Source organism: Entomohabitans teleogrylli, assembly GCF_001484765.1.
Lineage (GTDB): Bacteria > Pseudomonadota > Gammaproteobacteria > Enterobacterales > Enterobacteriaceae > Entomohabitans > Entomohabitans teleogrylli.
In genome coordinates this window covers 65,654-91,519 of sequence record NZ_LLXO01000013.1, presented here as the reverse complement: position 1 = coordinate 91,519, position 25,866 = coordinate 65,654, and the positions used below count along the sequence as shown (strand labels likewise).

Below are 25,866 nucleotides of genomic sequence, written 5' to 3'. Positions count from 1 at the left end.
TCAGCGCCAAAGTGGTCTGACCTGATATTAGTTTTAACTAAATATTTACATACAGCCAACAGGTAATAGAAAAAATGCGAGGACAAACACGAATTTAAAAACCGCTAAACGTTTCTGGTAACACCCGGTGAGAGAACGCGGAAAATAAACCAGACAATCGCGCCAGCGGCGATTCCCGCCATAAAACGACAAAACCCAAAAAACGTATTTTTTGGGTTTTGTATACCGCTACTGCCGGCTCCGGAAACGAAGTCGCGACAAAAACAAGAAATTAACGCAGGCCCAGCTGGAAAATCAGGGTTTCTGCTTCGCAGCAGAATACAAAATCGATATCCATACGTACACCATCAGCTTCATCTGTAAAGCGGGTAGTAATCTGGCAAGGCTCTGATTCAACGCCACGGGCCTTCGCCGTCAGCGCCGCCAGTGTTTCTTCGGCCTCTGCTTTAGTAGCGAAAACGCGGCTGTAAGACGCGGTACAATCGGAGTTGTCCATGATGGTGCCAACATCCATACAGCAGCAAACCGGGGTTTCATCAGCACTGCATTTACTCATTATGATTTCCTCTGTATTTGGCGCACCCGCTGGTGCTTCAATAAATATCGATATATTTTACGCCCCGTCGTCAGCCCTCTCCAGTCGAGAATAAAGCAAACCCTCTTTAGTGACGGAAATCACACTTAAAAATGATCTAAAACAAATCCGGTCCTGGACAGAGCGTGACTAAAGCGGCAAATTTGCCAGCCAGATCTCGTTTCCACGATCATATTTGAAAAATTCCATAAACAAACTTGCAACATATCATCTGGTCCGACCTATACTCTGGCCACTGGTCTGATTTGTATGTCATGCACCAGCCCCTACACTTCGCGCTCCTGTTACGGTATGTAACATTGCTTGAATAAAAATAAATGATGAGGTTTTGGTCATGAGCCAGAAAAACCTGTTTGCTAAGTCAACTCTCGCTATCGCAGTGGCACTGGTTTCATCCCAGGCGTGGTCTGCTGGCTTCCAGTTAAACGAATTTTCTTCCTCTGGTCTGGGCCGGGCCTATTCGGGGGAAGGCGCAGTTGCTGATAACGCGGGCTCCGCCAGCCGTAACCCGGCAACCATTATGATGTTCGACCGTCCGATGTTCTCTGGCGGCGCCATTTTCGTCGACCCTGGCGTGGATATTTCCGGGACATCGCCGACCGGAAAAAGCCTTAATGCGGACAATATCGCCCCCACCGCCTGGGTACCGAATCTGCATTTTGTCGCGCCGATTAACGACCAGTTCGGCTGGGGGGCATCGCTGACCTCCAACTATGGCCTGGCGACCGAGTACAACAACAGTTATGCGGCCGGTTCCATGGGTGGTAAAACTGACCTGGAAACCCTGAACCTCAATCTGAGCGGCGCATACCGTCTGAACCCGAACTGGAGCTTCGGCCTCGGCTTTAACGCAGTCTATGCTAAAGCGAAAATTGAGCGCTACGCCGGCGACCTCGGCCAGATTATCGCCGGGCAGTTGGTTCAGAGCGGTGCGGCACAAACTCCACAGGGCGCAGCGCTGGCGCGGTCAGCGGCAGGAATTCCTGCGGATACCCAAATCGCCCGCCTGAAAGGCGACGAGTGGGGATTTGGCTGGAACGCCGGTATTCTTTATGAAGTGGATAAAAATAACCGCTACGGCTTTACCTACCGTTCTGAAATAAAAATCGACTTTGATGGCGATTATCGCAGCCAGTTACCGTCTTCCTTAAACCAGTATCTGGGCGTTTATGGCCTGCCGTCAGGCACCGATGGCAATACAGTCGGCGGTTCATTGTCGCTGCATCTGCCGGAAATGTGGGAATTGTCAGGCTACAACCGTGTCGCGCCGAAATGGGCGGTGCACTACAGCCTGACCTACACCAGTTGGAGTCAGTTCAAAGAACTGAAAGCCACCGGCGGCAACGGCGAAACCCTGTTCTATAAAGACGAGAGCTTTAAAGACGCTTATCGTATCGCACTGGGTACCACCTACTATATGGACGACAACTGGACACTGCGTACCGGTATCGCCTTTGATGACAGCCCGGTGCCAGCCCAGACCCGTTCCATCTCCATTCCTGACCAGGATCGCCTGTGGCTGAGCGCCGGGGCTACCTATGCCTTTAACCAGGATGCGTCGGTGGACGTTGGGGTATCGTATATGCATGGCCAGCACGTGAATGTTAACGAAGGCCCTTACACTTTCCGCTCAGAAGGCAAAGCCTGGCTGTACGGTATGAACTTTAACTACGCGTTCTAATCCCTCAGCAAAGCCGCAACCATCGGGAAGCGGCTTTATCCTGACCATAAAAAAGGTGAGCCGCAAACGCTCACCTTTTTTGTCTGTTCCTGAACACGCCACCGACTCAGCAGTTGATGGCGCCGTGGTTCAACAGAGAGACTATTCGGAATCGATATCCTTCAGATCGCCCTCAATCGCTTTGGCGTTGGGGTTTTCCTGGGGCTTCAGCTCGCCGCCGTTGGCGATAAAGTCATGACGCTGGAAGTAGGCTTCACGCACCATAATGTACGGGTCGGAAGACTGGCGCAGCAGGCCATCGGAATCCAGTAACTGGGCGCGGGTTTCAATCCCCTCCACCGTCCATTTACCAATCGACAGCGGCCAGGTCAGCCATGACAGCACCGGATAGAAATCATCCGCCATATCGCCCACGTCTTCACGCAGGGTGAAGCTGCCATAAATCGGCAGATGCAGATACGGGCCATAACCTACGCCATAACTGCCCAGCGTACTGCCGAAACGGTTCGGCTCCATCCGCTGCAGTTTCGGGTTTGCCATACCAGCCACATCGATTAACCCCCCCATCCCCAGCACGGTATTGAGGAAGAAACGAGTAAAGTGCACCATCCCCTGGTAAGGTTTCCCTTTCAGGAAATAGTTCACCATGGTGGCCGGTTCTTCGAGGTTGCTGGTGAAATTGCTCAACCCATTACGCGCAGGCTGCGGCACGTAGTCGCGCCAGGCGACGGCAACAGGACGTACAATGTACGGATCCAGTACATTGAAGTTAAAGTTGTACATAGAACGGTTAAACCCTTCGAACGGGTCCGAACGCCCCTGTTGCTCATCGTTAGCCGAACTGGCGCATCCTGTTAACAGCGTCATCGCCAGAGCCAGTCCGGTTACGCGAAATTTCATAAAGGTCTCCCTGTAAATATGGCATCCCGATTCAGGGCTGTTGTCGGGAAACGATCACGCTCAGCGGTTGTTGACGCTCCAGCGCCGTAAATGCGCTTTCGCCATACCAGTCGCCGGCGCGTCGCTCGGGCGTCCCATCCGGCGAGATATGGACCCTGACAACTCCCTGCTGCAAGGACGATAATAATCTGTTCGGCATCATGGCGCTGGTATCGTCAAGCGTGACCGTCAGCGGGAAATGACTTAAAGGAATTCTCTTCACCGCCACCGGTACTTCAGATGCCTGTTCGCCAACCGAAACAAAAACCACCCCGCTTTCAGGCAGGGATTTTTCAGCTTCAGACGAAAGCGTGATTGTAACAGTAAGTTTCACTGTGTCTATGCCCGCTTCCACTTTCGCCTGGCTGATACTACGTTCAATGATGGCACGTCGTTGGTCATTTTGTGGCAGAATGCGCAGCAAAATTTGCCAGGCGCCGATCGCCTCCTGGTAGTTCTGCTGTTCAAAAGCGTTAAACGCCAGCAGCGACAGCGCCCGGACGTTAGTATGGTCAGCGCGCAGCACTTCACGCAGCAGCTGGCTGCCCAGTTGATTATCCTGAGGGTCTGCCGAACGGGTCAATACTTCAGCATAGCCCAGCTTGACCTCTTCATTGTTCGGCGCGCGCTTATAGGCCTGCTCGAACGCCTGGGTGGCGGTAGTGGCGTTATTCATCACCATCCCGATACGACCCAGCATGACCCAGCTTTCAATATTTTCCGGATACTCCTGCAGGCGGGTGCGCAGCCCCAGCCCCAGACGCGCCATCTCCTCCATGGTCAGCGGCGCCGCGTCCTGATCCATCACGCGCTTCATCAGTTCCGGAGTCTGGGCGGTAACTGCCCGCCATTCCTGCACCCGCGGCAGGCCAGTGGTTTTAATAAACACGCCAATACTCAGCACCGCCAGCGCAATCACCCCCGGTAACAGCGCCCAGCGGCTTACCGGCTGCGCCGCCGCAGCCTCCGACTGTTCCGGAATATCCTGCAGCAGGTTGTGTTGCAGTTCCGCCACCATGCGACTGCGCTCTTCTTCATTCTCCGGCGGGTTGTCCTCTTCCAGCTCTTTCAGACGGCTTTCAAAAAACGCCTGATTGAGCGCATCCCTGTCCGGCGCCGCGGCTTTTCCCCACGGGTAGAACATCACCCCGGCGACGCTCAACAGCAGTACGGCAATTACAATGATAATGACGGTCATTCTCGCATCCTTTCACGCTTTAGCAGCCGCTGCAGGCGCTGCTCTTCACTCTCGCTTAAATGCGTTTGCTCCGCCGCGCCCTGCGGGCGACGGGCGCGCCTGACGATCACCACCGCGCCGCCGACCACAAACAGCGCCGGCAGCAGCCAGAGAATCAGCGTCGACGGCGTCAGGGGCGGATCGTAAGTCACGAAGTTGCCGTAGCGGTCCACCATGTACTCAATGACCTGCTGCTTATTTTTCCCCTGCTGCATCAGCTCATACACTTTCTCACGCATATCGGAGGCAATCATGGCATTGGAATCGGCAATGCTGTTATTCTGGCACTTCGGGCAGCGCAGTTGCTCAGTCAACTGGCGAAACTGCTGCTCCTGGGCTTCGTCCTTAAACTGATAGGTATCAATGGCCGCCTGCGCGCCGAGCGGCAGCAAAAATGCCAGCAGTACAATCAGAATACGCTTCACGAACCGGCCTCCTTACTGTATTTGTCCCACAGCGGTTTGATCTCCTGCAGCCAGACCCGATCGTTAAGATCGCCGGCGTGACGATAGCGGATGATCCCTTTGCCGTCGATCAGGAAGGTTTCCGGCGCGCCGTAAACCCCGAGATCCAATCCCAGCATGCCGTTGCCGTCAAACAGACTCAGGGCATAGGGGTTGCCTAAATCATTAAGCCAGCCGATCGCTTTCTGGCGATCGTCTTTATAGTTCATGCCGACCACCCGCACGCCTTGCGCAGACAGGCGGTTCAGATACTGGTGCTCCGCGCGGCAGGTGGGGCACCAGGTCGCCCACACGTTCAGCAGCAGCGGCTTACCGTCGATCAGTACGGACTGATCCCAGACTTTGCCGGGCTGATCCAGTGATTCAAGACGAAATACCGGTACTGGTTTGCCGATCAGCGCCGACTCCAGACGGGTCGGATCGTCACCGTCGGCGTTACGCATCAGCTGCCACATCAGCGCCAGCGCCAGGATTAAAAATAGCCCCAGCGGGATAAACAGCACCTTACGGTTCATTTCGCCTCCTTCAGCGTTTTACGCAGGCGATAACGGGGATCCAGCATACACAGCAGCCCGCCGAGCGCCATCAACATGCCGCCATACCAAATCCAGCGCACAAAGGGCTTGTAATACAATCTTACCGCCCAGCTACCGTCTTCCAGCTCTTCCCCCAGCGCCGCATACAGGTCGCGGGTCAGGCCGCCGTCGATAGCCGCTTCGGTCATCATCATCCGGTTACTATTGTAGAAGCGTTTTTCTGCCCGCAGGGTAGCTTCATGCTTGCCGTTGCGGGTGACATCGATAATCCCGACGCCGCCGCGCCAGTTCGGCCCGGTCAGGTCATGAACATCGCGGAATACGAAATGATATTGATGAATATCCACGCTATCGCCGGACTTCATTCTGACGTCGCGCTCAATACTGTAATTCTGGCTGAAAGCGATGCCGACAACCGTCACGGCGAGGCCGAGATGGCCCAGTACCATGCCCCAGTGGCTCCGCGAGAGCTTACCCAGCCCCTTCAGCAGCCCCTGCCGATCGGTGGCGCGCTCATGCACTTCCATCAGCGCCAGCAGGAAAACCCAGATAGCCATCAGCAGCCCGACTACCGTCATGGCTTCGATACGATCCTGCATCAGCCACGGCAGCAGCACCGACAGCGCCACGGTCACCACCAGCGCGATAATCAACCGACCGCGCAGCTTGTGCGGCTCGTCGCGTCGCCAGCGCACCAGCGGGCCAATCCCCAGCAGCAGGGCAAACGGCGCCATCAGAATAGTAAACAGGCTATTAAAGAACGGTTCGCCGATAGAGATACTGCCCAGCCCCAGTTGCTTGTGCACCAGCGGCAGCAGCGTGCCGAGCAGCACCACCAGCATGGCGGCCATCAGCAAAATATTATTGCCCAGCAAGAACGATTCCCGGGACCACAGTTCATTATTCACCCGGGCGCGCACTTTGCCGCCCTTCACGGCATACAGCAACAGCGAACCGCCGATAACAATCACCAGGAAAGCGAGAATAAACATGCCCCTTGACGGGTCAGAGGCGAACGAATGTACCGATACCAGCACCCCGGAGCGCACCAGGAAGGTGCCCAGCAGGCACAGCGAAAAGGCAGCGATCGCCAGCAGTACCGTCCAGGCTTTAAAGCTGCCGCGTTTTTCGGTGACCGCCAGCGAGTGCATTAACGCGGTCCCCACCAGCCACGGCATGAAGGAGGCATTCTCCACCGGATCCCAGAACCACCAGCCGCCCCAACCCAGCTCATAGTAGGCCCAGGCCGACCCCAGTACGATACCGACGGTCAGGAATACCCACGCCGCCTGGGTCCACGGACGCGACCAGCGCGCCCAGGCGGTGTCCAGACGCCCGGCCATCAGGGAAGCAATCGCGAACGCAAAAGCCACGGAAAAACCGACATAGCCCATGTACAGCAGCGGCGGATGGAAAATCAGCCCGATATCCTGCAGCATCGGGTTCAGATCGCGCCCGTCGATGGGGAAATCGGGCAGCGTGCGGGTAAACGGGTTAGAGGTCAGGATGATAAACAGCAAAAAGCCGAAGTTGATCATCCCCATCACCGCCAGCACCCTGGCCACCGCGTCCTCGGGCATACCGCGGCTAAAGATCGCCACGGCAAATGTCCAGGCGCTCATCAGTTGCACCCACAGCAACAAGGAACCTTCATGAGCCCCCCAGGTGGCGGCGATCCGATACCACACCGGCAGTTCCAGATTTGAGTTGCTGGCCACGTACAACACAGTGAAATCGTTGACCACAAAGGCGTAGACCAGTACCAGAAACGCCGCGGTGATCGACAAAAACAGCGCCCAGGAGAGCGGGCGCGCCAGCGCCATCAGGCGGGCATCCTGGCGCGATGCCCCCCACTGCGGATAGACGCTCAACAGAAAAGAGATGCCCAGCGCCAGGCACAGCAAATAATTGCCAATTTCCGGCATCATGAGTGGTTATCCTTCCCATCGCCCATGGCCACGTGATTCTTTTCCATCGCCTTTTCAATTTCCGGCGGCGTATAGTTTTCATCGTGTTTGGCCAGCACTTCTTTCGCCACGATCAGATCGCCGGACTCCAGCACGCCCTGCGCCACCACGCCCTGCCCTTCGCGGAACAAGTCCGGCAGAATGCCTTCATAACTGACGCTCACCACGCCGCGCGCGTCATACAGTTTGAAATTCACTTTCAGCGTTTCGTTATCGCGTTTCACGCTGCCCGGCATCACCATGCCGCCGATGCGCAGGCGCTGGCCAGGTTCCGGTTTCTGACCGGTTTCGTCTTTACCGTAAACCACTTCACCCGGCGTATAGAAGAGATCGATATTCGAACGCAGCGCATACAGCACCAGCGAGATGGTCAGACCCAACCCTATCAACACCGACAGGGCGAGCCAGAGACGAGTTTTGCGACGTGTATTCATCTATTTTTCCTCCGCCGTTGCCCGCTGACGGGCCGCCTGCACGCGTTGCTCACGCGCGTGCTGACGACGTACTTCCAGTATTAACGAACGACGCTGCCACCAGGTATGCAGCACCAGTACAGCCAGCGGCGCCAGAGTAAACGCGACCGCCAGCCAGACATAAAAGGCGTATCCGCCCATGGCGAAGAAATCCTGCCATCCACTAAACGCGCTCTTCATTGCGTGTTGCTCCCTTTATTTGCCAGCTCTGCCACCCAGGGTCGGCGGTGCTCCTGTTGTAGAATCAGGTTACGCAGGCGCATCAGCGTCAGCGTAACGAACAACGCCAGAAAACCGAAAATCGTCCAGCGCAACGGCGTACGCATTGAGGGGTCGATGGTTTTCTGCATATTGGTCGACCCCTGATGCAGGGTGTTCCACCATTCGACGGAGAAGTGAATAATCGGCAGATTGACCACGCCCACCAGCACCAGAATGCCGGCGGCGCGGCCCGCAAGGCGCCGATCGTCAAACGCGTTATACAGCGCAATAGCGCCGATATATAAAAACAGCAGCACCAGTTCCGAGGTGAGCCGGGCGTCCCACACCCACCAGGTGCCCCACATCGGTTTTCCCCATGCCGAACCGGTCACCAGGGCAATAAAGGTGTAAACCGCGCCGACCGGGGCCATCGCCGCCATGGTCAGATCGGCCATTTTCATCTGCCAGACCAGCCCGATAAACGCCGCGATGGCCATGGAAGCATAAATGCCCATCGACCAGATTGCCGCCGGAACGTGCAGATACATGATTCGGTAGCTTTGTCCCTGCTGATAATCCGCCGGCGCATAGACAAAGCCCCAGACGCAGCCCACCACCAGCAGCACGGCGCTAATCAGCCCCAGCCACGGAACGAAACGACCGCAAAGGGTGTACAGCCGTTCCGGTTTAGCTAATTGATGTAATGCTTTCCACATGCTTCGCTCACTCTTTGTGCCAGAATAGCGCCCATCCGGGACGTTGAAGTTATTGTATGCTTACCCGTAGCGCCGCCGCCGTGGCGAACGGACTCAGGGTCGCGCTACCGGCCAGGAATGCGCCGAGGATCGCCAGATAACCGTCCAGCGGCATCCCCATTTGCGCCGCATCCACGGCGGCGGTAGCAAAAATTAATAACGGAATGGTTAGCGGTAATACCAACAAACTGAGCAGCACGCCACCGCGCCGTAGCCCAACCGTGAGCCCCACCCCGATCGCGCCGATAAAACTGAGCGTTGGCGTGCCCAACAGCAGCGTTAACGCCATGGCATACCAGCTGTAAATATCCAGTCCCAGCAGCATCGCCACCAGCGGCGACAGAATAATCAGCGGCAGACCGGTGACCACCCAGTGAGCGATTACTTTCGCCAGCACGACCGCCGGCAAAGGCAGCGGCATCAGCATCATCTGTTCCAGCGAACCATCCAGCCAGTCATCGCGGAACAGTCGCTCCATCGCCAGCAGGGAAGAGAGCAGCGCGGCCACCCAGATAATCCCCGGCGCGATACGCTGCAACATCTGCGGCTCCGGGCCGATGCCCAATGGGAACAGGGTAATCACCATCAGGAAAAACCACAGCGGGTTAACGATTTCCGCACCCTTGCGAAACGCCAGGCGAATTTCCCGCTTAATAATTTGCCCGATCATTGCCCGACCACCTCCCCGGCGGTGAGCCGGATACTGCGCAGCGGACAGACCAGCGCGCGCAGCGGTTGATGGGTGGTGAGAATAACGGCGCCGCCCCGCCCGACATGCTGCTCCATTTTGACGGTGAGCTTCTCAATACCCGCCACATCCAGCGCGGTAAAAGGTTCATCAAGGATCCACAGCGCGGCATCGCTCAGCCACATCCTGGCCAGAGCGACCCGGCGCTGCTGGCCGGCGGACATTTGCGCCACCGGCACATCCTCATAGCCGAGCAGTTCAACCTCTTCCAGGGCCTGCCAGCGCGCCTGGCGGGTGGAATGCGGGTGATAAAAACGTAGATTCTCATCCGGCGTCATCACACTTTTAACGCCGGACTGATGACCGAGCCACAGTAGATTACGATGCCAGATATCCCTGGCCCGGGAAATCAATTCCCCCTGCCAGAATACTTGTCCGTTATCCGGGCGCGCCAGCCCGGACAGAATGCGCAGCAGGGAGGTTTTCCCCGCGCCGTTATGACCGGCGACCTGCACCACTTCCCCACCCTGCACAGAAAATGATAGCCCGCTGAACAGTTCCCGTTCATCGCGAATGCAGGTAAGTGCTTTGGCCTCAAGCATGAGGAAATGGCTCCTTATTCATCATGAATGTGAATCATACCATATACAGGTAAGCACACCGAAGTCGCGCAAAAACCCAAAGCATCACCCGAAAGGGGTAATCTTATTGATCAGATCAAAAAGAGCCCGAATTGTCTGACATCCGCCCGGAATTGACTAAAAAGCGCTACGCTTAAAAACGCTCATCTCGTCAAAACAGGATACTTCTATGGCCCCAACTGATTCCCATACCGAAGCTAAACCAGAGGTCGATAGTGAAGAAAAAATACAGGGTCGGGAGATTGAAGTAGACGAAGATCGGTTGCCATCCCGGGCGATGGCCATCCACGAACATATCCGCATGGACGGCGAAAAAGAGCTGGAGCGCGACGCGATGGCCCTGCTGTGGTCGGCTATCGCCGCCGGACTGTCGATGGGCGCTTCGCTGCTGGCTAAAGGCATCTTTCACGTTCAACTGGCCGACATTCCCGGCGGTATGGTGCTGGAAAACCTTGGCTACACTTTCGGATTTATCATCGTCATCATGGCGCGCCAGCAGTTGTTTACCGAGAATACCGTCACGGCGGTGCTACCGGTCATGCAAAAACCCAGCGGCGGAAACCTGGTGCTGCTATTACGACTGTGGGGCGTGGTACTGCTCGGTAACCTGATCGGTACCGGGCTGGCCGCGGCGGCGTTTGAGTTTATGCCCATCTTTGACGACGCCACCCGGGCGGCGTTTGTCTCCATCGGCAAAAAGGTGATGGAAAATCCGCCGCTGGAAATGTTTTCCAACGCCATTATTTCCGGCTGGTTAATCGCCACCATGGTGTGGATGTTCCCGGCGGCGGGCGCGGCGAAAATCGTGGTAATTATTCTGATGACCTGGCTTATCGCCCTCGCCGACACGACCCACATTGTGGTGGGCTCGGTGGAAATTCTCTATCTGGTCTTTAATGGCGATCTTCACTGGAGCGCCTTTATCTGGCCATTCGCCCTGCCGACGCTGGCGGGAAATATCGTCGGCGGTACGTTTATTTTCGCGCTGCTCAGCCATGCCCAGATACGTAACGACATGAGCAACGAGCGTAAAGCCCGCAACCGCGCACAGGCGAAAAAGCCGTCGATAACCGGGGATTCCGCCAGTTCCTGAGGCCATGTAAGGGTCGCCTGATGGCGAGAGAATGACCAAACGGACGGCTAACGGCTTAACCTGTCAGGAAAAACAGGTATACTGGCGGCGCCGCGTCCCCTTAGTTAAATGGATATAACGAGCCCCTCCTAAGGGCTAATTGCAGGTTCGATTCCTGCAGGGGACGCCATTCCAACCAGTTTTTCCTTTACCGCCCCCGCGAACGCTACGCCGGAATTAAGGCGCCTTAGTCGCTGCCAGCCTGCGCTTCCATGGCCAGACCCGCGTCGGTATTTCTTTGCTGCAGCAGACTATAGCGGGCTATCAGTTGCCTCAGGCGCGCCTCCGCCAGCCTCTGCTGCTCCGGCGGCAACGGTTGCCCGACAGGGGCCTGTTCCAGCTGGCGCAGCAACTCCTCCAGCGGCACCACCGTGGTTAACGACTGCTGAATAGTAAACAGCGTCGCCCTCAGTTCGCTGGCCATCAGCTCATTGCCGGGCCGATCGGTCAGTCGACTGACCCGCGTCGCCAGTTGCTGCAACTGCTGCATCCCCTGATACCAGGCTGCCAGCTCTTTTACTGGTGTCGCCGAGGCATTTAATTGCCGCCGCCACTGCTGCGCCAGTAACCGAACTTCGGCCTCCTGCGGCCACAGCGCCTGGACCTGCTCCACCAGACGCATGGCGTAACGCACGCTCCAGTCCGGCGGCAGGACGGAAAGCTGATCCAGTTGCCCCTGGGTCTGGCGGATAAATTCGTGGACCGGCGGCGATGTCCTCCATAGCACCTGTACCTCCTCAGCGGACAGCGGCGTGGTCATCTGCTTTGGCAGCGCCGGCAACTGTGGCGTCCGGGGCTCCGGCCGCAGTAATAGCCACCAGCCAGCCGCGACGACGGCGATAATCACCAGCATCGCCGCCATACCGGCGACAAAAAGCTGCCATGCTTTCACCGGCGCGCGCGGCGTTTTCAGCGGCGCCGCGGGCGCCGATATCAGGGGGAGCGCGCACACCGACGACGATTCCGCCATGCAGGCCCGGTATGACGTCTGCCCGGCAGAAACATCAGGCATCGCATCCGCGGCCGCAACTACCGCAGAGGCTGGGGTGGCTGCGGCACTGGGTATCTGCGGCTGCAACACATCATCATGATGGCAATTTTCCAGACGGGTCGCGGCGTGCTGAATCCGCTCTCTTAGTGTCGCAATCTGGCACAGCGGCCGTAGTCCCTGGCTCACCAGCCCCTTTTCCAGGCAGGACAACCGCTGCATCGCCTGATACAGCGCCGGCAAATCGCCGGACGTACAAGTCAGGGTCTCCAGCATCTGTTGCAGACGTCGACTCAGGCCAATCAGAATTTCGACGCGGGCATGCACCTGACGCGGCCACAGAGCGCTCCACTGGTGAGCAATTAAGGTTTCGAGAACCGCCAGACCTTCATTCAACCCCTCGATTCTGGCGAGGTGAAGACGGATCAAGGTATACCAGGCGGCAGTCTGCAATTCGACGCCATTGCGTTCAAAAAGCGCCAGACACAGTTTCTCCGCGCCAGGCCAGTCCACCTCCGGGCACTCAGGATGGGAAAACTTTTCGATTTCGCTACGCAACAGGGAAAACTCGGAAAACCCGCGCGGATCGTCACCGGAGTTAATATCGATGGTACTCATAAGTATAATTGTGCCGCCAGCACATTCATCCACGATAAATTTCCGGGCAACGCCGGATATTTTAAAATAATCGGCTCCCGATGCCGGAAACTGACATTCTCTGGCGAATTGAGATGACAATCACACCACCACGACACATTTTCGCCAACGACGCCCGGGGATTTACTGATAGCGCGGTTAACCTGGCCATCGCCGTAACCAGAATGCTGTTTTGTATAATTTGGCCCGATATCTGCCAGGGTGCGGCCAGGCAATAACGGGAATAGATTGCCACTACTGAAATCACCTGTCACCGGAAACTTCAGGAACCTTTTAGTATTTTTTCGCTTACCCGTACCAGATACGCCTGTCAGAATATTAACGCGTACTTCAGGCGCTTCATTCCGGAATGAATCGGCCATAAGTCTCCCTCTGCCATAAAAATAACGACACGGTTCCAGGTGCTCTTCACTGCCGGCGGATGATAGAACAAAACTCCACTTACGATCAACTTTACAGATCAATGATCTACGTTAAACCACAACACAAGAGACTTCAACCAAACAACAACGACATGTTGTTTGGTTGATGGACAAAATCAACCGCTATCCTTGCTGTAATTTATCCTTTCTAAAGATATTTATCCGGTATCAAAACTCAAATTCTGAATTATACATGATAGCAAGATTTAATATTGACATCAGTATCAGAAATGATCCCGCCACAAAAAAACTAACCATGCATAAAATATTACCATGTCACATCACCGGCAACGTTTCGGGAGAAAAAATCGCTTATCGTTTCTTGTGCGAGATTTTTTCAGCATCGTCGGTAAAATGGCCATTTTCTCAATACAAAAATTGCTGTTTATTTTAACCCCGCTGAAAGAATTCTCATTCTCTATAATAATGCCAGGCTCTGTTCTTTTTGTGCTAAATTCATTAGCCAAAACGATGAACGCCATTCAATTGAACGCCCGTGTGTTGGCAAAATAAAAACGCTTTATCCGTCAGGATACTTCTTAAGAAATGACTTAATCATGAAAATACCGCCAGGCATGTAACAGCATTCACTGTTCAGGCTGGCGGCAATCGTGGTACCGCGGGTCATGCCACCGGCTGATAATGCCAGGCACACAGAAAGGAGTCTATCGCCGCCGAGGCCAGTTGCTCCAGCCACTGCGGATCGACCGGCTTCAGCTCGATCAACGCCGCCGGCAGCGGATATCCCATTACCGCCCCAAGAAATGCTGCCGCCTGAATAGCGGGATTGCTGAGGGTTATCTCTCCGCTATCGCAGGCCTGGCGCAGGGCTTCAGCCAGCGTCTGGAGTATGCGTTGCGACTGGCGCTGCTGCAGTGTGGTATATAACTCCGGCCGCTGCATCAGCACCTGGATAAGCAGCCGATGGAAATGAAGATTCTGCGGATGGTAAAAATGCCCCTGTACCACCCCGGCAATCCGCCTGAGGCGCTGCGGAAAATCGTCTTCACTGGCCGCCAGGATATCGCGGATTGACGGCTGCATCTGCCCATTGAGAAAGTTGAACGTCTCCAGCAATAGAGCATCTTTGCCGGAGAAATGGTTATACAAAGTCTGGCGCGTAGTGCCCGCACGGGTGGCTATCATATCCAGCGACACATCCAGACCATGTTCCAGAAACATTTCGCAGGCAGCCTGCACGATTTTGGGCCGGGCTTTCATCGGACGCCCCGGAGAATTCGCCATAGTTGTCAGTTCCTTGCAGACGGGCTCTGAAGAGCCCGGAAAATCAACGTGTTGTTTTGAACTTCATCATCCCGCGCTGGACCAGCACAAAGAATAACGGCACAAACAACAGCGCCAGTAGTGTGCCAGAAATCATCCCGCCGATCACCGCCGTCCCTATCTCACGGCGACTGGCGGCCCCGGCGCCAACCGACAACACCAGCGGAATAGCGCCGGCGACAAAGGCCAGTGACGTCATGATAATTGGTCGCAATCGCTGCCGGGCCCCCTCAAGGGTTGCCGCCATCAGCGCCTCACCCGCCAGCATCCTCGTCTGGGCAAACTCAACGATCAGAATGGCGTTTTTCGCGGAAAGCCCCATCGTGGTCAGCATCCCCACCTGGAAATAGATGTCATTTTGAAACCCCAGTAGCCCGGATGCCAGTACCGCCCCGAGAATCCCCAGCGGGATAATCAGCATCACCGCCAGCGGGATCGACCAGCTTTCATACAAAGCCGCCAGACACAGGAAAATAAATCCCACCGAAACCAGATAGATCCACAGCGTCTGACCGGAAGAGGCCTGCTCCTGATAAGACAGACCGCTCCATTGCAGACCAAACCCCTGCTGACCATCAATAATGCGGGCGATTTCCGTCATCGCCGACCCGGAACTCTCTCCGGACACCGCCGCCCCCTGGAACTGAATCGCCGACAGCCCGTTAAAACGCTGTAGCATCTGTGGACCGGTTGACCATTTCACATCGGCAAAGGAGGCAAATGACGCCATACTGCCGCTGCTGCCGCGCACAAACCACTGAGCGATATCCTCGGGGTTCGATCGCCACTGGGCGTCACCCTGCATATAGACTCTTTTGACCCGACCGCGATCGATAAAATCGTTGATATAGGCGCCGCCCCAGGCGCTCGACAGGGTATTGTTGATATCCGCCTGCTGTAATCCCAGCGCGCTGGCTTTTTGCTGATCGACATTAACCTGCAACTGATCTTTCTCTTCCAGCGTGTTCAGCCGCACGGCATTCAGTAATGGATTTTCCTGCGCTTCGCTCAGCACCTGCCGCTGAGCCTGTAGTAGCGCGTCATAACCAGCGGACGACTGATCCTGCAGCCACAGTTCAAAACCGCTCGACTGCCCCAGCCCGCGTACCGCAGGGGGAGATAACACGCTGACCTGCGCATCGCGGTAATTTTTAAAGTAGCGATTGGCGCGATTGATAATCTGCGCCGCGCTGTTCTCCTCCCCGGAACGCAGATCCCACTGCTTCAGCTCGGCAAACGCCATGCCGACATTCTGCCCGCTACCGGCATTGTTGCGTCCCACCACCATAAAAATCACATTCAGGTTGTCCTTTTCTTGCGTCATGAAATAGTCGGCAATCTGATTGGCGATTTGCTGCGTTTTCGCCATCGGAGTGCCGGTCGGCGCGGAAAACTGAATCATTACTGACCCCTGATCCTCTTCCGGTAAAAAACCGGTGGGCATTTTCTGGTACTGCCAGAGCATCAGCGCCACCAGCGCCAGCGCGATCAGACAGGCGCGCAGCGGCCTTGCGGCAATGATCTGCAGACTACGCAGATAGCCGCGCTGGCTGCTGTCCATCCCGCGGTTAAACCACGAGAAGAACCGCCCGTGCCGGGCGCTGCCAGGTTTCAGCAGCGCCGCACACAGCGTTGGCGTCAGGGTGAGCGCCACCAGCGCCGAAAGGCCCATCGCCGACACAATAGTGACTGAAAATTGCCGATAAATAATCCCCACCGAGCCGCCAAAAAAGGCCATCGGCACAAATACCGCCGACAGCACCAGCGCAATACCAATCAGCGCGCCGGAGATCTCCTGCATCGATCGCAGAGTGGCATCCCGGGCGCTAAGTTGCTCCTCATGCATCACCCGCTCAACGTTTTCCACCACCACAATGGCGTCATCCACCAGCAGGCCTATCGCCAGGACCATGGCGAACAGAGTCAGGGTATTGATGCTGTAGCCCAGCAGCGCCAGGATACCGAAGGTGCCAAGCAGCACCACCGGAACTGTGATGGCCGGGATTAGCGTCGCGCGCCAGTTTTGCAGGAACAGGAACATCACCACCACCACCAGAATGATGGCTTCCACCAGGGTTTGAACAACGCCTTCAATCGAGACGGTAACAAACGGCGTGCTGTCACGCGGGTAGGCCACCTCCAGGCCGTCAGGAAACTGCGACTTCAGGCTTTCCACTACGTTGCGTACATTTTCCGCTGTCTCCAGCGCGTTGGCGCCGGACGCCAGTTGAATGGAAATCCCCCCTGACGGATAGCCGTTAAGTCGGGTCTGGTTCTGGTAGTTTTCGGCGCCGATTTCAACCCGCGCCACATCCCGTAGCCAGACCACCGAGCCGTCGCTGTTGCTCTTGAGGATAATGTTTTCGAATTGCCCGGCCGTTTGCAGCCGGGACTGGGTGGTGACAGTCGCGTTCAGCACCTGCCCGGAAACCGTCGGCAACGCCCCCAGTTCGCCGCTGGTGACCTGGGCGTTCTGGGCTTCAACAGCGCTCTGCACATCCGACGGCATCAGTTGATAGCTATTCAGTTTCACCGGATCCAGCCAGATACGCATCGCATATTGCGAACCGAACACCGTGGTTTCACCCACGCCGTCAACCCGGCTCAGCGGATCCTGCAGGCTGCTGACCAGATAGTCGTTAATGTCCACCGCGCTCATCCGTCCGCTTTTGTCATACAGCGCCACCACCATCAGGCTATCGCCCTGGGATTTGGTCACCGTAATCCCCTGCTGTTGTACCTCCTGCGGCAGGCGAGTGGTTGCCTGGTTTACCGCATTTTGCACCTGAACCTGCGCGATATCCGGACTGACTCCCTGATTAAAACTCAGGCTGATACGCGTCTGCCCCGCCGAGCTGCTGGTCGATGAAAAATAGAGCAACCCATCAATCCCTTTGATCTGTTGTTCAATCACCTGAGTGACGCTGTCTTCCACAGTTTCTGCCGAAGCGCCGGGGTAGTTAGCCGTCACGGTAACCCCTGGCGGGGCGATATCGGGATATTGTTCAACGGTCAAAAGGAAAATCGCCAGCGTACCGGCGGCCATGACGCAGATGGCCAGTACAGCGGCAAAGACCGGACGAAAAATGAAAAAACGCGCCAGCATTCATTACCCCTTACGCAGAACGTTAAGACAGACACGGCATTGTTACATGTCTGCATCAAATAATTTACTTTACAGTAAAGTAAATTATTTGGAGAGGCAATCATCATGGTGGAAATATCGTCAGTCAAAGGGGGCAGAAAAGCTAATTGATTGCATTAGCAGGTTTTTTATTTTATGCGCCAGCAGGGTAACCGCTACCGCCGGGCTTGCCTGCCAGAACGCCACAGGCCGGGACAAACCACGCCCCGGGTGCAGAATTCATCCACAAATCAATTTGTTGAACAGCATCGATTCATTATTAAAACCAGTAAACCACGCCTTTTCCTTTTGAGCGTGGACCCGGTGAGTCATCAGAACGGCCGCTTCACGCCAGGATGCCGTTCTGACCAGTCAGTACCACTACGGCTCAGCGATAGACCACCGTGACAATGGCGCTTTGCGGATGCCCGTTCAGCGCCACGCTGTAGACTTCAGAAATTCGCCCATCTTTATTTTTCAGGTCTGATACATTTTCTACCGGCGCCGTCCAGGTGATGGGTTGACCGGCGCTATCACAGGTCATGTTCATGGAATTATGGTTTTGAGTGACATTACACATGGGCTCCACAATCTGACCAATAAAATGAATTGTGCCGCCATCCGATTTGGCATACAGCGCGCTGGAAAAGAAAAAACAAACAGCGGGGAACAACAATCGTTGCGAGTAAACTTTCATCACATGCTCTCCAGAGACTGTTGCCATCCATGGAGTTGGTTTTTAATCCTCCTGAAAAATAATACAATAGAATATATAACTAAGATTTTGATTTTTTCGTTAAAAATAACTAATCGCCGACAAAAACCCGTAAATGTAAGTAAATATTTCCCAATAATTTCCGAACCTGCAACAACCCTGGTCACTTACCGTCAGCCACTCAAGTACCTGGCGTGGAGACGCGTTCCCGGCGCTCTATTTATTGACCTCGGGCACGAGCCGCGAAACCTTATGGCGGACGCCAGAGCGATGGATATGTCAGCCAGCGCTAACATTTCCGCCAGTACCGACCTGACCCTGAAAATAAGAAAGGTGAAAACCAACCATGATTTTCACCTTTTTATCGCCCCGTCTTTCCGACACGGACTCACATCAGCCCCTACCGCTGCTGATTCTGCAATAACTTCGCCATATTGATCGCTTCAATCACTTGCACACGATTGACGCGCGGGCTGTTGGAATCCAGTACCTGCTGCCAGAGCGCTATCGCCCGTTGATAGTTCGCCAGCATGAACGCATCCCCGGCCAGCAGCATAAGTGCGGTCACTTCGCTGTCGTCCAGCCGTAGCGCGTTATCGATCATCTCCTGAACGCCCGGAGTGATATGCTGCCCCGCCTGGTAATAGAGCACTGTCGCCAGCGCCGAATACAACTGCGGGTTTTCACCGCGCAGCGCCAGCGCCCGCTGATAGGCGAGCAGCGCATTGCCGTAGGCATTACGGTAAAGATAATATTCCCCCAGTTCCGCCCATAGCACACTGTCCTCTGGCGTGGCGCGAATTTTATCCTGCAACCGGACAAGCTGCCTTTCCTGCTGCTGCGCGGCAGTGAAATTATTCAGCGGATCGGCAAGGCGCTGCTGCTCGGCGACCACCGCCGCCAGCCGCGGCGTCATAACATATCCTCCCGCGCACAGCACAACAACGATCGCCGCCAGCCCAACGACCAGCGCCACACCCCGGCCCGATCCCCCCCTGCGCTCCGGCTCGCGCAGCGGCAGATCGTGTTCCAGCTCGTGGCAAAACGCCGCGAGCCGCGAAGGATCCACAGCGCGCTGCGCGCTCGTTGTCTGGTAGCGCCAGACGCTGGCGGATACGCGCCCCAGAGCGCTACCGTGGCGCCGCGTTCTCCGCCACAGCGGCCACAGTAACCCAACCAGGGTTATCAGCGACAGCATTGTCAGGGCGCTCATGGCTCTCCTCTCCTGCGCTGGCGCCGGATCGCCAGACCCGCCGTCAGCGCAACGGCGAATAGCATCACCATCGGCAGCCCCCAGAGCAGCGCAGTTCCGGCATTAAGCGGTGGGCTGTAGCGCACAAAGTCCCCGTAACGCTGGGTCATAAAAGCCATAATCTCGGCTTCCCCTTTGCCCTCTCTGACCATGGTAAACACCTCGTGGCGCATACTGACCGCCACCGGCGCATTGGATTCCAGCAGGTTCTGGTTCTGACACTGCGGGCAGCGCAACTGGCCGGCAATGCCCAGCGCGACCTGCTGCTGTTCGCGGCTATCGAACGCCCAGGTATCGACAACCTGGCCGCAGGCAAGCGGAGCCATTAGTAACGCCACCAGTAACAGGATGCTTTTAACCATAGACGCCTCTCCCCCGCCACCAGCCGCTCAGCGCGCCGACGATCATCAACAGACCGCCGCCCCAGATCCAGCGCACGCCCGACTGGACATAAAACCGCATCGCATAGCGGTTTTCACCGGTTTTTTCACCCATCACCGTGTACCAGTCGTTAACCAGTCCCCAGGCGACGCCGGGCTCCATCATTTGTTGATTACGCGCCCCGTAAAATCGCCGCTCCGCTGTCAACTGCCTAATAGGTTTATCGCCACGGCGCACCGCAATGGTCGCCAGCTCAGTCGTGTAATTATCCCTGGCCATCAGTTGTAGCGATTGAAACTCAAAGCGATATCCCGCCAGCGCAACACTCTCTCCGGGGGAAAGATTGACGCTTACCTCTTCCTTACTGACGGAAGAGAGCGCGATGCCCAGCGCAAACAGCGCCACGCCGCTATGGGCCAGGGCGCCCGGTAAGCGGCGACGCAAACGTTGCCCGGGCTGGCACCACCAACGCGCCGCGGCCCAGCCGGCCAGCGCGCCGGCCAGCGCCGGCGCAATCCCCCAGGCGGACAGCGCCAGCCCTGCCGCCAGACCGATAACCAGCGCGCCAACAGACTGCCAGCGCGCCTGACTCATGGCCGTTTTCCACCCGCCCCCGGCGCTCAGGCCGAGCAGCAGTAGCATCAACAGACCAAAAGGCAGCAGCGCGCTGTTAAAATACGGCGCGCCCACCGAAATTCTCCCCCACCCGGACAGGCTGTAGAGCATCGGGTAGAGAGTACCCACCAGCACAATCAGCGTCACCGCGCCGAATAACAGCAGGGTCACCAGAAGCGCCATCTCCCGGGAACGCCAGTCAAAGCGCGCTGCCGCCTGCCAGGCCTGCGCCCGCCAGGCATACAGCGCCAGCGCGCCAATACTCAGCAGCGCAAACAGGGCAAACATCGGCACCGCGCGCACGTTATCCAGCGCAAAAGCATGCACCGATACCAGAATACCGGAGCGCACAATCAGCGTGCCCAGCAGCGCCAGAATAAAAGTGATGATCGCCAGCAGTAGTGACCAGTGGCGAAAAATACCGCGCATCCGGGTGACATACAGGCTGTGCAGCAGTGCGCTGGCGGTCAGCCACGGCAGCAGAGAGGCATTTTCCACCGGATCCCAGAACCACCAGCCCCCCCAGCCCAGTTCACTGTAGGCCCACCAGGAACCAAGAATGATCCCCAGCGTTAGCGCGCACCAGGCGGGTAGCGCCCAGCGCCAGCAGATCCATGCCACCGGCGCGCTGAAACCGCCGCGCAGCAGCGCCGCCTGGGCAATCGCGGCGCTCACCGTCAAACCGCCATAGCCGAGGTAAAGCAGCGGCGGATGGAGGATTAACCCAATATGCTGGAGCATAGGGTTGAGATCCCGGCCCTCAACGGCCGGCGGGAAGATGCGTACGAAAGGATCGGAAAAACACACAATGAAAATCAGCAGGGCAAAGGTAATACACGCCAGCAGCGCCTGGGTCAGCGGGAACAGAGCATCGGTGTCTTTGCGGTAGCGCCAGGCGAACAGCGCCGACCATCCACAAAGCAGCAGCACCCACAGCAGCAGCGAACCTTCATGACCGCCCCATACCGCTGCTGTCTTAAGTAATAGCGGCAGCGCGCGATGGCTGTGCTGGGCAACGTAAACGACGGAAAAATCATCCTGCAGGAAGCTCAGCGTCAGGGCGCCGAAGGCAAACGCCAGCAGCCCGAATTGCAACAGCGCCCAGTGAGACACCAGGCGCTGAAGTATGCGCAACCCCGGAAAGAGCGCCAGCGCCATTGCGGCGCTGACGCCACAGGCCAGCAGTAATGCAATAAAACCAGATTCAGGCAACATCGTTCGGAGAACCACCTTATCAGGTTTATGCGACGGTTAACTGCCCCGCATAAAGGATGAAGAAACGCAGTAACAGTACACCGACCAGACTCATGCTGCACACCACCAGCAATCCATAGTGTGAACGCAAGCCTGAAGCCCATTTTTTCAATAGCAGCGGCGCCACAAAACCAACGCCGACCACCCCCAGCCAGAACCACCAGGTCCAGAATCCACCGCCCAACGCCGCCGCCAGGGCGCGCATTTTGCCGTCGTCCCCCAGCGCCAGACCGGCAAAAAACGCCGCCAGCAGGAAGATTTCCAGCCACACCACCGGCGTTTCGATGCGATGAAGAAAATGCGCCTCTTCATTGTGCGGATTGCTGCGATGGCGCCAGGCCAGAGCGATCAGCGCCACCGCGGCCCCTGACGAAATACCGGAGAACAGGAACAGCGCCGGCAGGATCGGGTTATTGAGGAACGGGTAGGATTTCAGCGCTGAAAGCAGGAAACCAGTATAAGCGCCCAACAACACCGCCAGCACCAGCATCAGCGCTTCCAGCGATCGCATCACCGGCGTCAGCCAGCTCAGTAGTTTGGCCACCAAACCGAACCCGGGCAGCCAACGCTTCTGTAGCGCGACAACCTCATTTTCAAAGATTTTAGCCAGCCAGATCACCAGTACCGCCATGTAGACCTGGAACAGCATCACCCCCATCGACATAACGGAAGTAAAACTGTAATGGAACATCAGTTTCCAGAAGGTCCACGGACGGGTAAGGTGGAAAATCAGGATCAGCAGTCCGAGAATAATGGTGGCCGGCGCCAGCACCAGCGTCGTACGCATCAGGGTGCTCTGCGCGGTACCCGCCGCCGGATATAAGCGGCGCAGCAGCACCGCCAGCGTCACCAGCCCCGCCGAAATACCGATCAGGAACAGATAAATCGCGATCGGCCAGTCCCAGACCAGCGATTCAAAATGAAAAGCGGAAGTTGCAGGCGTCATTGGCTAACCTCCCCATACTTAAACGGAACGCGATACAACTTCGGCCTGGTTCCCAGGGCAATCTTATAGCGGTAGGTGGTCTTCTCATGCAGCAGACGCGACACCTCGCTATTCGGATCGTCAAGGTTGCCAAACGTCAACGCCTTCGTCGGACACGACTCCACGCAGGCCGGCAATTTGCCTTGTTTCAGGTTCGTTTTACGACAGAAATCGCATTTATCCGCGGTACGGTTCACCGGATGGATAAAGCGCACGCGGTACGGGCAGGCGGCGATGCAATACTGACATCCAACGCACAAATCCGGATTAACATCGACTATCCCGCTGGCCGCATCGCGGAACGATGCGCCGGTCGGGCAAACGTCGACGCAGGGCGCATCATCGCAATGCTGGCATGAGTGACGGAAGAAACGGTACTTCACGTCAGGGAATGTGCCGATCGGATCGCTGCGCAGGATCTGCAGCCGCGATACCCCTTCCGGCACCTGATTGACCTCGCGGCAGGCATCCATACAGGCCGTACAGCCGATGCACAACGACTCGTCGTGCACCATGCCATAACGCACACCATTAATATTCAGGGTCTGCGCCACCACGCGTCCGGAAGTGCCGCTGATAGCAATCAGCGCCCCCATCCGGGAGATAAACTGGCGTCGCGAGCAACTCATGGCTGCTCCTTACCCGGATGTACCGAAGCCGGGTTAAAGCTCGGGTTATTGCGCTGATCGCTATGGCAGTCCACGCAGAGCTTGATGCGCCCCTTATCATTCAGAGCCTGCATCTTATCCTGCTGCGGGTGCAACTGGTGACAGCTGGCGCAAGTCACTTTCGCCACATGTACATCATGAGGCCAGAACGCCTTTTGCAACTGCTCAGGCAAATGGCAGGTCATACAGACACTGTTCTGTTGCTCCACGCTGTACATCGGATCGTTAAAGCGCATGACATCCTTCACCCCCTCGCGGTGGTGCAGGGACGGATTGCCGTGGCAATTAGTACAGGTTACTGCCAGTTCATTCGCCGGATTAACAACCGACGCATGTTTCCCATGCATCCCGTCTTCATCCGTTTTATGGCACTTCAGGCAGGCGGCGTCCGGATTACGCTGCGGCGCAACCTCCCAGCGGGTGCCGCTTTCCGCCGGGGTGGCCGGGGAGGAGGCCAATCCGGGCAATGCCCACACCAGGCTTGACGCCAGCACCCCGGCAGTTAATAACGAACGTAATACGCTCATATTCACTCCATTGTTTAAACCGCCCCCGCAGTGAGGGCGGATTCAGGGGTTATTGGCTCAGCAGTCCTGCTTTGCGCGCCTGCTCATCCCACTGGGGAACCACGGTTTTCAGGAACTCTTGTTTGTCAGCTTTGATCTGCTGCATGTCCAGGCCCACAGCTTTCTGGGCTTTTTCCTTCGTAGAAATATCCGGTAGTTCGATCTCATGGGTAATCCCTTTCGTCGCCAACAGGCGGACCAGTTTAGTGCGCGCATCCGCGGCTTTATCCAGCGCGCTGCCCAGCATACGCAGCCCTTCATCCGGGGCGTGCATCTGAATGCCGTGGGAGGCAATGGAAAGATCCCAGCGCCACTGGGCGTGACGGATATCCATCAGGATCGGTTTCATTTCCGCGTCGGTGGCGCCGGCATCCCAGGCCGCTTTGGCTTCAAAGTGGGCGTGAACCAGCTGATCTTCCACCTTCAGCTTCAACTCCTGAATCGCCTTCTTACGCTGGGCGACAATATCCTGCAGCGCCGCTTTGTCCTGGGTGTGGCAGTTCGCGCAAGTCTGAGCGAAGGTATCGAACGGGTTGCCGATTTTGTGGCTGGTGTACAGCTTGCCTTCAGCGTTCTGCAGTTTCGGCATGTGGCAGTCAATACAGGTCACGTTATTTTGACCGTGAACGCCGACGCGCCAGGTTTCATACTCGGGGTGCTGCGCCTTCAGCATCGGCGCTTTTGACAGCGAGTTAGTCCAGTCGGAGAAAGCAATCTTGTCGTAGTACTGCTCCATCGCTTCTACGGAAGTGCCGTCATCCCAGGGGAATTTCACCGCTTTATTGTCCCCGTCGAAGTAGTACTCAACGTGACACTGGCCGCACACCATCGACTGCTGGTCGAAACGACCGGCTTTATCAAACGGCTTGTCGATAGCTTCCATCGCCCGCGCCGCATAGGGGCGAGAGAGCGCCAACGCCGGTTTTCCCTGCGCAAAGTCGGCGGAAGCGGTGTTGTGGCAGTCGGCGCAGCCGAGGTCGTTAACGACTTCCGGGCCGCCGCGCGCCCATTTACCGTGGAAGTAGCCGTCTTCCCCGTCTTTCTGGATCAGACGCGCCACATCCGGGCTTTTACAACTCCAGCAGGCCATCGGCAGCGGACCGTCTTCGGCGTCCTTCGGCGCGCCGGTACGCAGCGTTTCACGCACATCCGTCACCGCGTAAGCGTGACCGCGGGGCTTGTTGTAGTCGCGGGAGAAAGGATAACCGGCCCATAAAATCACCAGGCGCGGGTCTTCTGCCAGCGCATCTTCACGTTCAGACTGCTCGCTGGTGGCTTTCCATGAATTGTATTGATCGACATGTTGCCCGGCGAACTTGTCGTTGCGGGCTTCAACCGGCGCGGCATTCGCCGACGCCGTGGTCTCAGAGGCATGTGCGGGCATTAACAAAAAAAGGCTGGTTAATATGCCCCATAAACAGGTGACTTTCATGTTTATCCTGGCCATAGGTGCTTTTCCAAATTAAGCCACCAGGCGGCAGCTATTTCTATTTATCCACTGGATGGCGACAGCAAATAAGCCATCATGACATTACTCATGAGAACAATTAACAAAACCCACACAAAAAATATTGTCTTCGATCAAATGTAAAGATTTCTCCAGAAATAAATGAAATGTTTTTTGAACTTTGTCGCAAATAATCGAA

25 protein-coding genes and 1 tRNA gene are annotated in these 25,866 nt (G+C 56.5%); 3 read left to right on the top strand and 23 right to left on the bottom strand.

Going from position 1 to position 25,866, the window contains the following annotated elements; translation table 11 throughout:
- Nucleotides 1-271: 271 nt before the first annotated feature.
- Entirely contained in the window at nucleotides 272-556 is a 285-nt protein-coding gene (locus AQ981_RS15875; protein ID WP_058912720.1) for a YfcZ/YiiS family protein, read from the bottom strand.
- Nucleotides 557-929: 373 nt separating this feature from the next.
- Here AQ981_RS15875 and fadL point away from each other — a divergent pair, with 373 nt between their 5' ends.
- Complete coding sequence (gene fadL / locus AQ981_RS15870; RefSeq protein WP_058912719.1) at nucleotides 930-2,276, top strand: long-chain fatty acid transporter FadL; 1,347 nt, start codon at nucleotides 930-932, stop codon at nucleotides 2,274-2,276.
- A 141-nt stretch (nucleotides 2,277-2,417) separates the two neighbouring features.
- Here fadL and mlaA read toward each other — a convergent pair whose 3' ends face one another.
- The 10 genes from mlaA to ccmA are packed head-to-tail and all read right to left on the bottom strand — an operon-like array spanning nucleotide 2,418 to nucleotide 10,138.
- The gene (gene mlaA, locus AQ981_RS15865; RefSeq protein ID WP_058912718.1) at nucleotides 2,418-3,176 is read right to left on the bottom strand and encodes a phospholipid-binding lipoprotein MlaA; all 759 of its coding nucleotides are present in this window, start codon (nucleotides 3,174-3,176) and stop codon (nucleotides 2,418-2,420) included.
- 31 nt (nucleotides 3,177-3,207) lie between these two features.
- Nucleotides 3,208-4,413: a c-type cytochrome biogenesis protein CcmI gene (ccmI, locus tag AQ981_RS15860; RefSeq protein WP_058912717.1), complete on the bottom strand. Its 1,206-nt coding sequence runs from the start codon at nucleotides 4,411-4,413 to the stop codon at nucleotides 3,208-3,210.
- On the bottom strand, nucleotides 4,410-4,877 hold the full coding sequence (locus tag AQ981_RS15855; RefSeq protein ID WP_058912716.1) for a cytochrome c-type biogenesis protein: 468 nt from the start codon (nucleotides 4,875-4,877) through the stop codon (nucleotides 4,410-4,412). Before AQ981_RS15855 ends, ccmI begins: the two co-directional genes overlap by 4 nt.
- On the bottom strand, nucleotides 4,874-5,431 hold the full coding sequence (locus AQ981_RS15850) for a DsbE family thiol:disulfide interchange protein (protein WP_058912715.1): 558 nt from the start codon (nucleotides 5,429-5,431) through the stop codon (nucleotides 4,874-4,876). The genes AQ981_RS15855 and AQ981_RS15850 overlap by 4 nt, the downstream gene beginning before the upstream one ends.
- Nucleotides 5,428-7,380 (bottom strand): heme lyase CcmF/NrfE family subunit, encoded by a 1,953-nt coding sequence (locus tag AQ981_RS15845; protein WP_058912714.1) that lies wholly within the window; start codon nucleotides 7,378-7,380, stop codon nucleotides 5,428-5,430. Before AQ981_RS15845 ends, AQ981_RS15850 begins: the two co-directional genes overlap by 4 nt.
- The gene (ccmE, locus tag AQ981_RS15840) at nucleotides 7,377-7,853 is read right to left on the bottom strand and encodes a cytochrome c maturation protein CcmE (RefSeq protein ID WP_058912713.1); all 477 of its coding nucleotides are present in this window, start codon (nucleotides 7,851-7,853) and stop codon (nucleotides 7,377-7,379) included. The genes AQ981_RS15845 and ccmE overlap by 4 nt, the downstream gene beginning before the upstream one ends.
- Complete coding sequence (ccmD, locus tag AQ981_RS15835) at nucleotides 7,854-8,072, bottom strand: heme exporter protein CcmD (RefSeq protein ID WP_058912712.1); 219 nt, start codon at nucleotides 8,070-8,072, stop codon at nucleotides 7,854-7,856.
- Nucleotides 8,069-8,809, bottom strand: a complete 741-nt coding sequence (locus tag AQ981_RS15830) for a heme ABC transporter permease (protein ID WP_058912711.1) — start codon at nucleotides 8,807-8,809, stop codon at nucleotides 8,069-8,071. The genes ccmD and AQ981_RS15830 overlap by 4 nt, the downstream gene beginning before the upstream one ends.
- Nucleotides 8,810-8,858: 49 nt before the next feature.
- A complete protein-coding gene (ccmB, locus tag AQ981_RS15825) occupies nucleotides 8,859-9,518 on the bottom strand; it encodes a heme exporter protein CcmB (protein ID WP_058912710.1) in 660 nt (219 codons plus the stop codon).
- A complete protein-coding gene (ccmA, locus tag AQ981_RS15820) occupies nucleotides 9,515-10,138 on the bottom strand; it encodes a cytochrome c biogenesis heme-transporting ATPase CcmA (RefSeq protein WP_058912709.1) in 624 nt (207 codons plus the stop codon). The genes ccmB and ccmA overlap by 4 nt, the downstream gene beginning before the upstream one ends.
- A 208-nt stretch (nucleotides 10,139-10,346) precedes the next feature.
- On the opposite strand from ccmA, the gene AQ981_RS15815 reads away from it, so the two are divergent.
- Entirely contained in the window at nucleotides 10,347-11,270 is a 924-nt protein-coding gene (locus AQ981_RS15815) for a formate/nitrite transporter family protein (RefSeq protein WP_058912708.1), read from the top strand.
- Nucleotides 11,271-11,364: 94 nt separating this feature from the next.
- A tRNA-Arg gene (locus tag AQ981_RS15810) sits at nucleotides 11,365-11,439 on the top strand.
- A gap of 57 nt (nucleotides 11,440-11,496) precedes the next feature.
- Here AQ981_RS15810 and AQ981_RS15805 read toward each other — a convergent pair.
- The 12 genes from AQ981_RS15805 to nrfA form a co-directional block, all read right to left on the bottom strand.
- Nucleotides 11,497-12,915 (bottom strand): VasL domain-containing protein, encoded by a 1,419-nt coding sequence (locus AQ981_RS15805; protein WP_058912707.1) that lies wholly within the window; start codon nucleotides 12,913-12,915, stop codon nucleotides 11,497-11,499.
- The gene (locus tag AQ981_RS15800) at nucleotides 12,912-13,316 is read right to left on the bottom strand and encodes a hypothetical protein (RefSeq protein WP_058912706.1); all 405 of its coding nucleotides are present in this window, start codon (nucleotides 13,314-13,316) and stop codon (nucleotides 12,912-12,914) included. The genes AQ981_RS15805 and AQ981_RS15800 overlap by 4 nt, the downstream gene beginning before the upstream one ends.
- Nucleotides 13,317-14,000: 684 nt before the next feature.
- Nucleotides 14,001-14,621 (bottom strand): TetR/AcrR family transcriptional regulator, encoded by a 621-nt coding sequence (locus AQ981_RS15795; RefSeq protein ID WP_058912705.1) that lies wholly within the window; start codon nucleotides 14,619-14,621, stop codon nucleotides 14,001-14,003.
- Nucleotides 14,622-14,664: 43 nt separating this feature from the next.
- Nucleotides 14,665-17,766, bottom strand: a complete 3,102-nt coding sequence (locus tag AQ981_RS15790; RefSeq protein ID WP_058912704.1) for an efflux RND transporter permease subunit — start codon at nucleotides 17,764-17,766, stop codon at nucleotides 14,665-14,667.
- 406 nt (nucleotides 17,767-18,172) lie between these two features.
- On the bottom strand, nucleotides 18,173-18,481 hold the full coding sequence (locus AQ981_RS15785) for a hypothetical protein (RefSeq protein ID WP_058912703.1): 309 nt from the start codon (nucleotides 18,479-18,481) through the stop codon (nucleotides 18,173-18,175).
- Nucleotides 18,482-18,899: 418 nt separating this feature from the next.
- Nucleotides 18,900-19,712 carry a heme lyase NrfEFG subunit NrfG gene (gene nrfG, locus AQ981_RS15780; RefSeq protein WP_058912702.1) on the bottom strand — a complete coding sequence of 271 codons (813 nt, stop codon included), beginning with the start codon at nucleotides 19,710-19,712 and terminating at the stop codon, nucleotides 18,900-18,902.
- Nucleotides 19,709-20,113: a heme lyase NrfEFG subunit NrfF gene (gene nrfF / locus AQ981_RS15775; protein WP_058912701.1), complete on the bottom strand. Its 405-nt coding sequence runs from the start codon at nucleotides 20,111-20,113 to the stop codon at nucleotides 19,709-19,711. Before nrfF ends, nrfG begins: the two co-directional genes overlap by 4 nt.
- The gene (locus tag AQ981_RS15770; RefSeq protein ID WP_071608914.1) at nucleotides 20,106-21,962 is read right to left on the bottom strand and encodes a heme lyase CcmF/NrfE family subunit; all 1,857 of its coding nucleotides are present in this window, start codon (nucleotides 21,960-21,962) and stop codon (nucleotides 20,106-20,108) included. Before AQ981_RS15770 ends, nrfF begins: the two co-directional genes overlap by 8 nt.
- A gap of 25 nt (nucleotides 21,963-21,987) precedes the next feature.
- Nucleotides 21,988-22,947 carry a cytochrome c nitrite reductase subunit NrfD gene (gene nrfD / locus AQ981_RS15765; protein WP_058912700.1) on the bottom strand — a complete coding sequence of 320 codons (960 nt, stop codon included), beginning with the start codon at nucleotides 22,945-22,947 and terminating at the stop codon, nucleotides 21,988-21,990.
- Nucleotides 22,944-23,615, bottom strand: a complete 672-nt coding sequence (nrfC, locus tag AQ981_RS15760; RefSeq protein WP_058912699.1) for a cytochrome c nitrite reductase Fe-S protein — start codon at nucleotides 23,613-23,615, stop codon at nucleotides 22,944-22,946. Before nrfC ends, nrfD begins: the two co-directional genes overlap by 4 nt.
- The gene (gene nrfB, locus AQ981_RS15755) at nucleotides 23,612-24,181 is read right to left on the bottom strand and encodes a cytochrome c nitrite reductase pentaheme subunit (protein ID WP_058912698.1); all 570 of its coding nucleotides are present in this window, start codon (nucleotides 24,179-24,181) and stop codon (nucleotides 23,612-23,614) included. The genes nrfC and nrfB overlap by 4 nt, the downstream gene beginning before the upstream one ends.
- Before the next feature lie 49 nt (nucleotides 24,182-24,230).
- Complete coding sequence (gene nrfA / locus AQ981_RS15750; RefSeq protein WP_338031300.1) at nucleotides 24,231-25,652, bottom strand: ammonia-forming nitrite reductase cytochrome c552 subunit; 1,422 nt, start codon at nucleotides 25,650-25,652, stop codon at nucleotides 24,231-24,233.
- Nucleotides 25,653-25,866 lie beyond the last annotated feature (214 nt).